The sequence below is a fragment of the Pyxidicoccus fallax genome (assembly GCF_012933655.1).
Classification (GTDB): domain Bacteria; phylum Myxococcota; class Myxococcia; order Myxococcales; family Myxococcaceae; genus Myxococcus; species Myxococcus fallax.
In genome coordinates this window covers 1-7,417 of the sequence record NZ_JABBJJ010000484.1, presented here as the reverse complement: position 1 = coordinate 7,417, position 7,417 = coordinate 1, and the positions used below count along the sequence as shown (strand labels likewise).

General features: G+C 73.1%; 7 protein-coding genes. All 7 read left to right on the top strand.

Annotated features, from left to right (window positions below):
• The first annotated feature begins 108 nt into the window (after positions 1–108).
• The 7 genes from fabI (at position 109) to HG543_RS49535 (ending at position 7,384) form a co-directional block, all read left to right on the top strand.
• Entirely contained in the window at positions 109–942 is an 834-nt protein-coding gene (gene fabI / locus HG543_RS49565) for an enoyl-ACP reductase FabI (RefSeq protein ID WP_169351977.1), read from the top strand.
• 182 nt (positions 943–1,124) lie between these two features.
• Positions 1,125–1,511, top strand: a complete 387-nt coding sequence (locus tag HG543_RS49560; RefSeq protein WP_169351976.1) for a response regulator — start codon at positions 1,125–1,127, stop codon at positions 1,509–1,511.
• Between the two features lie 7 nt (positions 1,512–1,518).
• Complete coding sequence (locus HG543_RS49555) at positions 1,519–2,385, top strand: response regulator (RefSeq protein ID WP_169351975.1); 867 nt, start codon at positions 1,519–1,521, stop codon at positions 2,383–2,385.
• Positions 2,382–3,614 (top strand): CheR family methyltransferase, encoded by a 1,233-nt coding sequence (locus tag HG543_RS49550; protein WP_169351974.1) that lies wholly within the window; start codon positions 2,382–2,384, stop codon positions 3,612–3,614. Before HG543_RS49555 ends, HG543_RS49550 begins: the two co-directional genes overlap by 4 nt.
• Positions 3,611–4,156, top strand: a complete 546-nt coding sequence (locus HG543_RS49545) for a chemotaxis protein CheW (RefSeq protein WP_169351973.1) — start codon at positions 3,611–3,613, stop codon at positions 4,154–4,156. Before HG543_RS49550 ends, HG543_RS49545 begins: the two co-directional genes overlap by 4 nt.
• Positions 4,146–6,317 (top strand): hybrid sensor histidine kinase/response regulator, encoded by a 2,172-nt coding sequence (locus HG543_RS49540; protein ID WP_169351972.1) that lies wholly within the window; start codon positions 4,146–4,148, stop codon positions 6,315–6,317. Before HG543_RS49545 ends, HG543_RS49540 begins: the two co-directional genes overlap by 11 nt.
• The gene (locus HG543_RS49535) at positions 6,314–7,384 is read left to right on the top strand and encodes a chemotaxis protein CheB (RefSeq protein ID WP_169351971.1); all 1,071 of its coding nucleotides are present in this window, start codon (positions 6,314–6,316) and stop codon (positions 7,382–7,384) included. The genes HG543_RS49540 and HG543_RS49535 overlap by 4 nt, the downstream gene beginning before the upstream one ends.
• Positions 7,385–7,417: the final 33 nt, after the last annotated feature.

The window sequence follows — 7,417 nt, the reverse complement described above, 5'->3', positions numbered from 1 at the left end:
GGGAGGATGTGGGTGGGCATGCCCGGGTTTCGTGCCGCTCCGGCGGGTAGGAGTGCTAGACAGCGCGTTTCCTGGTTTCCCCCCCTCTTTCCGACGAGGCCGCCTCACATGCTGCTCCAGGGCAAGAAGCTGCTCATCACCGGGGTGCTGACGCCCCAGTCCCTCGCCTACGGCATCGCAGAGCACGCGCTGGCACAGGGCGCGGACATCCTCCTCACCGGCTTCGGCCGGGCGAAGTCGCTCACCGAGCGGAGCGCGAAGCGCCTCAAGCCCGGCCTGGAGGTCCTGGAGCTCGACGTCACCAACCCCGCGCACTTCCCGGCGCTGACGGAGTCCTTGCGCCAGAAGTGGGGCCGGGTGGACGGCGTGCTCCACTCCATCGCCTACGCCCCCGACGACGCCCTGGGCGGCAACTTCCTCAACACCCCCTGGGAGAGCGTGCAGACGGCCTTCCGCATCTCGGCCTTCTCGCTCAAGGAGCTGGCGGTGGCCTGCATGCCCCTGATGACGCAGGGGGGCTCCATCGTCACGCTGGACTTCGACAACCGCATCGCCTGGCCCATCTATGACTGGATGGGCGTGTGCAAGGCGGCGCTCGAGGCCACCGTGCGCTACCTCGCGCGGGACCTCGGCCCCAAGGGCATCCGGGTGAACGCGCTGGCCGCGGGCCCGCTGTCCACCATCGCCGCCAAGGGCATTCCGGGCTTCAAGGCGCTGGAGCAGGGCTGGGGCCGCCAGGCGCCGCTGGGCTGGAGCGCCAAGGACAGCCACGACATGGTGGCCCGCACGGCGTGTGCCATGCTGTCCGACTGGATGCCCTCCACCACGGGTGAGATGGTCCACGTGGACGGCGGCTACCACGCCATTGGCGCCCCGCCGGTGGACCCCCAGGCCGAGGCCGCGGAGTCCCCCACTGCATCTTCCAAGCCGGCGGCCGAGTAGGCGCCCGGCCATGCTCGCCCGGGCGTGGGAGTGGACCCGGGGTCATCACACACCTGCCTGCCCGGTCCCATACCGGGCCGGATGTGCCCAACTTCTCCCGTGAGAGTCCTCACGGTAGAGTCCTGAACGTTTCGCAGGGGCCTCCCGCATGAACGCGGGCCTGCGTGAGGAGCCGCATCACAGTGACGACCCACAGCACCAACGTCTTGCTGGTGGACGACAGCCCGACGGTCCGCAACATCGTCAAGATCTACCTGATGAACCTCAAGGTCTCGACCGTCGAGGCCGACGACGCGGCCCGTGCGCTGCAGATCCTCCGGCTGGTTCCGGTGAGCCTCGTCATCGCGGACATCAACATGCCCGGCATGGACGGCATCACCTTCGTGAAGGAAGTGCGCGCCAGCGCCATGCCCCAGGTGCGCTCGGTGCCCATCCTCCTGCTGACGGCGGAGAAGAACGCCGACCTGCGCCAGAAGGGCACGGAGGCGGGCGCCAACGCCTTCATCCAGAAGCCCGTGTCCCACCACGAGCTGACGGAGACGGTCCGTCAGTTCCTCTCCAAGGCCTGAGACTTCCGTGAGCCTGCCGTCCCTGCTGCTCGTCGACGACAGCGACGCCATCCTCGCGCTGGAGCGGGCCATCCTCTCCGGTCACTACACCATCCACACGGCCAGCAATGGCCGTGAGGCGCTGGACAAGGTGGGGCGGCTCCACCCGGCGGCGGTGCTGCTGGATTTGTCCATGCCGGAGATGGACGGTGACGAGGTCCTCCAGCGGATGAAGGCGGACCCCGCCACGGCGGACATCCCCGTCATCATCATCTCCTCGGAGAAGTCGCGCGCCGAGGCGTGCCTGGGGCTGGGCGCGGAGGCCTTCCTCGCCAAGCCCTTCCGCGCGGATGAGCTCCTGCACACGGTGGGCGAGGCGCTGGCCAGCGCGCGCCGCCGGGCCCGCACGGGCTCGCTGCTGGTGCTGCGCGTGACGGTGGGCGAATTGGAGTTCGCCATTCCACTGGACGCGGTGCGCGAGGTGCTGCTGCACCCGGCGACGCGGCCGCTGCCCACGGGCCCCGCCTACCTGCGCGAGTACGTGGAGGTCCGCGGCAACGCGCTCTGCGTGCTGGACGTGGCCCGGCGCCTGGGCGTGGAGCACAAGCTGGCGCGCGTGGAGCGAATGCTGGTGGTCATCGAAGTGGACGGCATCTCGCTGGCGCTGGCGGTGGACACGGTGAAGGACCCCGAGGAGTACGGCGCCGCGGACGTGGACCGGCGCGAGCGCGTGGGCGGGGCGGACCATGGCCCGCTGCGCGAGGGACTCATCGGCATGCTGAGGGCCGGCGGGCGCGCGCTGCCCATCCTGGACCCGAAGGTCTTCATCGCCCGCGGTCTGCTGCGGGAGCTGCCCACGATGCTCGAGGCCGCGGAGGCCAGGCGGAGCGCATGAGCGGGGCAGAGCTCGACCCGCGGCTGCTCACCCGCGCGCGGGAGGTGGTGGCCGCCATCACCGGCTTCCGCGACGACGCCATCTCCGGCGAGGCGTTGGAGCGCGTCGTGCGGGCGGAGTTCTCTCGCGGGCGCTCCGCGGGAGACCTGCTGGGAGAGCTGCTGCACCCGTCTTCCACCCTGGCCTTCACGCTGGTGCGCGCGGTGCTGGTGGGCGAGACGTACTTCTTCCGCCAGCCCGAGCACTTCCGCTTCATCTCCCAGGAGGGCGTGCCCGCGGCGCTGCGCCGGGGCTCGCTGTCCCTGCGCGGCTGGAGCGCGGGGTGCGCCACCGGCGAGGAGGCCTACTCGCTGGCCGCGTGCCTGCAGGCGTCGCTGCCGCATGGCTTCCCCGTGGAGGTGCTGGGCACCGACCTGCACGAGGCCAGCCTGGAGGTGGCCCGGCGCGCCACGTACGGCAGCTGGTCCCGCCGCGAGTCCGCGCCGAAGCTCTTCCCCCTGTACGTGGAGAACGGGGAGCGCCAGGTCACCATCCTCCCCGTCGTCCGCCGCGTCACCACCTTCGCCCAGGGCAACCTGCTGGCCCCCCTGCCGGAGCGGTTCGGCCGCTTCGACTTCATCCTCTGCCGCAACGTGCTCACCTACTTCACTCCGGCCGCGCGCGACGCGGCCATCACCCTGCTGTCGCGCACGCTCAACCCGGGCGGGCTGCTCTTCCTGGGCGCCGTCGAGGTGGACCGCGTTCCCCCGGGCATGGTGCGCGAGGGGCCTCCGGAGCTGCAGGCCTTCCGCCTGCTCGGCCCGGGCGAGTCCGCCAAGCCGTCTCCCCGGCCCCGTGTCGCCGTGGGCGCCCGCGCTCCCGTGGCGGCCCCCGTCGCCAGGCCCGCGGCGCCCGCGCCCGTGCGCGTCGTCCAGGCCGTGCCCCCCGCGCCCTCGCGGGTGCACCTCTCCGCGCTGGAGCGCATCGAGGAGGGGGACGAGGTGGGCGCCACCGCCGTGCTGGAGGCGCTGGTGCGCCAGTCTCCGGACTACCTGCCGGGCCTCTTGGAGCTGGCACTTCTACGGGAGCGCTCCGGCGCGCGCGAGGCGGCCGTGCCGCTGATGCGTGCCCTGCGCTCCCGCGCCGAGCGACTCCCGCCCGACCAGCTGGTGGACGGGCCCGAGGCGCTGCCGGCGCGCTTCTACCAGGCGTCCGCTGACGCCTACCTCAATCAGGGGACGCTGGAATGAAGGTCACCCCGCGGACGATGGAAGAGGCCCAGGAGACGGAGGCGCGCGAGCTGCTCGAGCGGCGCGCGGCCCGCCTGCGCGAGCAGGGCGAGACGGCCGTCGAGGAGGCCGTCCACTGGATTGCCGAGTTCCCCCTGGGCGAGGAACGCTACGCGCTCTCCCTGGAGACCCTGCGCGCGGCGCTGCCGCTGAAGATGGTGTCGCCGGTGCCGCTGTCGGCCCCGCACGTCGTCGGCGTGCTGCGCTTCCAGGGCCAGGTGCTGGCCGCGCTCAGCCTGGCGTCGCTCCTGGGCGGACATGGCTGGCGGCAGGACCCGGCGGTGCTGCTGGTGGTGGACCGCGGGGACGGCGAGCTGTGCGCGCTGGACTGCGAGGCCATTCCCCGGCCCACGACGCTGCCCATGAGCGCGGTGGAGGCCGCCCGCGTGCGCGCCGAAGGCCCCGTCATGGAGGTCTTCACGCAGGACCGCCAGCTCATCCACCTCATCGACTTGAAGCGCCTGTTCGCCTCGCGCGGGACGGGAGGACGCAATGCCCGTTGATCCGCTGCTGCAGGGACTCGTCGCCGGCTTCGCCGTGGAGGCCCAGGAGGTCGTCCAGAAGGTCACCATGGACCTGCTGGAGCTGGAGCGCGACGGGCTGGAGACGGACGCGCTCGCCAAGCTCTACGTGCGGCTGGGCCGCCACCTCCACACGCTGAAGGGCAGCGCCGCGTCGCTCGGCATGCAGGACCTGAGCGACATCGCCCACAAGCTGGAGGACGCGCTCGCCCCGCTGAAGGCCAACCCGCAGAAGATGCCGCGGCCGGTGGTGGACATCCTGCTGCACGGCCTGGACCTCTTCATGCTGCGCGCGCAGGCGCACGCGGACGGGCGCGGTGACGCGCTGCCGGACCCGGCCGCCGCCCTGGCCCAGCTCGTGGCGGACGCGCCTCCGCCCGAGGAGGCCGCCGCCATGGGCGCCCCGGCGGGCAACACCGCCGCCGCGGAGGCCGCCGCCGCCATCGCGTCTCCGCCGCCCTCTCCCTCGCCCTCTCCCGCGGCCGCCGAGCCCGAGGCCCTGGCGGAGTCGGCGGACTCGGGCTGGCGCGTGTCGGCGCGGCAGGTGACGTCGCTGATGCGCGAGGTGGAGCGCCTGCGCGAGGTGCGGCTGCGCTTCGAGGAGCGCGGCCGCGAGCTGGACCGCGTGGTGACGCTGCTGGCGAAGCAGGGCCTGCTGGCGGAGACGGCCGAGGCGCGCTCGCTGCTGGCGGGCACCGCGCGCACGCTGCGCACCGACGGCGAGGAGACGGGTGACATCGTCGAGGCGCTGGAGGAGGGCCTCAAGGCCATCACCACGCGCCCGGTGCGCACCATCCTGGACCCGCTGCAGCGCATGGTGCGCGACCTGTCGCGCCAGCTCGGCAAGGAGGCGCGGCTGTCGGTGGTGGGCTCGGAGGTATCGCTCGACCGGCGCCTGCTGGAGAAGCTGCAGGGCGCGCTGGTGCACCTGCTCCGCAACGCCGTGGACCACGGCCTGGAGATGCCGGTGCAGCGCGAGCGCGCGGGCAAGCACCACGAGGGCGCCCTGACGATGCGCGTGGAGCAGCAGGGCAACCTGCTCTACCTGGAGTGCGCGGACGACGGCGCGGGCATCGACCTGGACCGGGTGCGCAAGGTGGCCGAGCAGCGCGGCGTCGTCACCGCCGAGGAGACGGCGCGCCTCAACGACAACCAGGTGCGCGACCTCATCTTCCGCGCCGGCTTCAGCACGCGCACGGACGTGACGGACACCTCCGGGCGCGGGGTGGGGCTGGACGCGGTGCGCGCCTCGGTGGAGGCGCTGCAGGGCCGCATCGAGGTGGCCAGCACGCCGGGGCAGGGCACGCGCTTCATGCTCACCCTGCCGGTGGACCTGGGCAGCTCGCCGGTGCTGGTGGTGCGGGTGCTGGAGCAGTTGGTGGGCCTGCCCATGCTGGCGGTGGAGGCCACGCAGCTGGCCCGCGCGGACGCGCTGCGGCTGGGCAAGCGCCGGGCCCACATGGAGTACCAGGGACAGCTGTTGCCGGTGGTGGACCTGGGGGCGCGGCTGGGCCTGCGCGCGCTCACGCCTCCGGCGGAAGGGCAGCCGCTGCTCATCGTGCAGAGCGGCGGCAAGCGCGTGGCGCTGGCGGTGGACGCGGTGGTGGGCGACCGGGACCTGGTCATCCGCCCGCTGCCCTCCGAGGTGCGGGACGTGCCGGCCTGGCAGGGCGCGGCCACGCTCAGCCGCGGTGAGCTGCTGCTCATCTGCCGCCCGGACTGGCTGGTGTCGGACACGGAAAAGACGCAGGTGGTGGCGCAGCGGCGGGCGCTGGTGGTGGACGACTCGCTCACCGCGCGCGCGCTGCACCGGGCCATGCTGGAGGCCGGCGGCTTCACGGTGCACCTGGCCGCCAGCGGCGCCCGGGCGCTGGACCGGCTGCAGACGGACACCTACGACGTCGTCATCTGCGACCTGGACATGGAGGAGATGGACGGCACGCAGCTCATCGCGAAGCTGCGCGAGCGCAGGGAGACGGCGGCGCTGCCCGTCATCCTCGTGTCCGCGCATGACAGCGCCGCGGCGCGCGAGCGCGGGCTCGCGGCGGGCGCGGATGGCTATCTCAGCAAGCGCGAGTGCGCCGCGGGCCGCCTGTTGGCCGAGGTGCTGGACGTGATGAGCCGTAGGGGGAACCGGGCGTGAGCGCGAAGCGGTCCATCCGCGTCCTGGTGGTGGATGACTCCCCCACCATGGCGAACACGCTGACGGCCCTCCTGACGGAGGAGCCCCGCATCGAAGTCGTCGGCCGGGCCGGCGACGGCAACCGGGCCGTGCAGCTGGCGAAGCTGCTGCGCCCGGACGTCATCACCATGGACCTGCTGCTGCCGGGGCTGGACGGCCCGGCGGCCATCGCCGCCATCATGTCCCAGGCCCCCGCGCGCATCCTCGTGGTGAGCGCGGTGGCGGAGGAGCGCGGCGTGGACCTGGGCTTCCAGGCGATGAGCGCCGGCGCGCTGGAGCTCATCGGTAAGCCCAACGTGAAGAACGTCGAGGAGCTGCGCAGGTGGGGCCGGGAGCTGGCCCACTCCGTGTGCCTGATGGCGGAGGTGCCCGTCATCTCCCGCCGCCCGCGCACGGGCATCGCGCCGCCGCCCCCCACGGGCGCCCGGGTGGACGTCTTCGGCATCGTCGCCTCCACCGGCGGCCCGCCCGCGCTGGCGGACCTCCTGGCGAAGCTGCCTCGCGACTTCCCCGTCCCGCTGCTCATCGCCCAGCACATCACCGTGGGCTTCACCCAGGGCATGGTGCGCTGGCTGTCCCAGGTGACGCCCATGCCGGTGGACATCGCCCGCGAGGGCGAGCGGCTGGAGCCGGGCAAGGTGTACTTCCCGCTGGACGGGCACGACCTGCTGGTGGACGCCGCGGGCCTGGCGCGCCTGCAGCGCACCCGGGGAGGCCCGTGCCCCAACGGGGACATCCTGCTGTCGTCGCTGGCCGCCGTCTTCGGCCGGCGCAGCGGCGGCGTGGTGCTCACCGGCATGGGCGAGGACGGCGCGCGGGGCCTTCTGGCCATCCGCAACGCCGGTGGCGTCACCTTCGCCCAGGACGAGGCCTCGTGCGTCGTCTACGGCATGCCGCGCGCCGCGCTGGAATTGAAGGCCGTGGACCAGGGTGTGCCCCTGGCCTCCATGCCGGAGCTCATCCTCCAGAGTTGTTCACTGGCCGCCCCTCGCTCCAGCCTGCGAGGCGATGGAGGCCCCTCGCGATGAGGCCCGCCTCCCGGGCCGCGCGCCCTTCGGCTA

What these genes read in the sequence shown, in the direction of transcription:
- fabI (WP_169351977.1), top strand. Translation starts at nt 109, where the DNA reads ATGCTGCTCCAGGGCAAGAAGCTGCTCATCACCGGGGTGCTGACGCCC.
- HG543_RS49550 (WP_169351974.1), top strand. Translation starts at nt 2,382, where the DNA reads ATGAGCGGGGCAGAGCTCGACCCGCGGCTGCTCACCCGCGCGCGGGAG.
- HG543_RS49545 (WP_169351973.1), top strand. Translation starts at nt 3,611, where the DNA reads ATGAAGGTCACCCCGCGGACGATGGAAGAGGCCCAGGAGACGGAGGCG.
- HG543_RS49540 (WP_169351972.1), top strand. Translation starts at nt 4,146, where the DNA reads ATGCCCGTTGATCCGCTGCTGCAGGGACTCGTCGCCGGCTTCGCCGTG.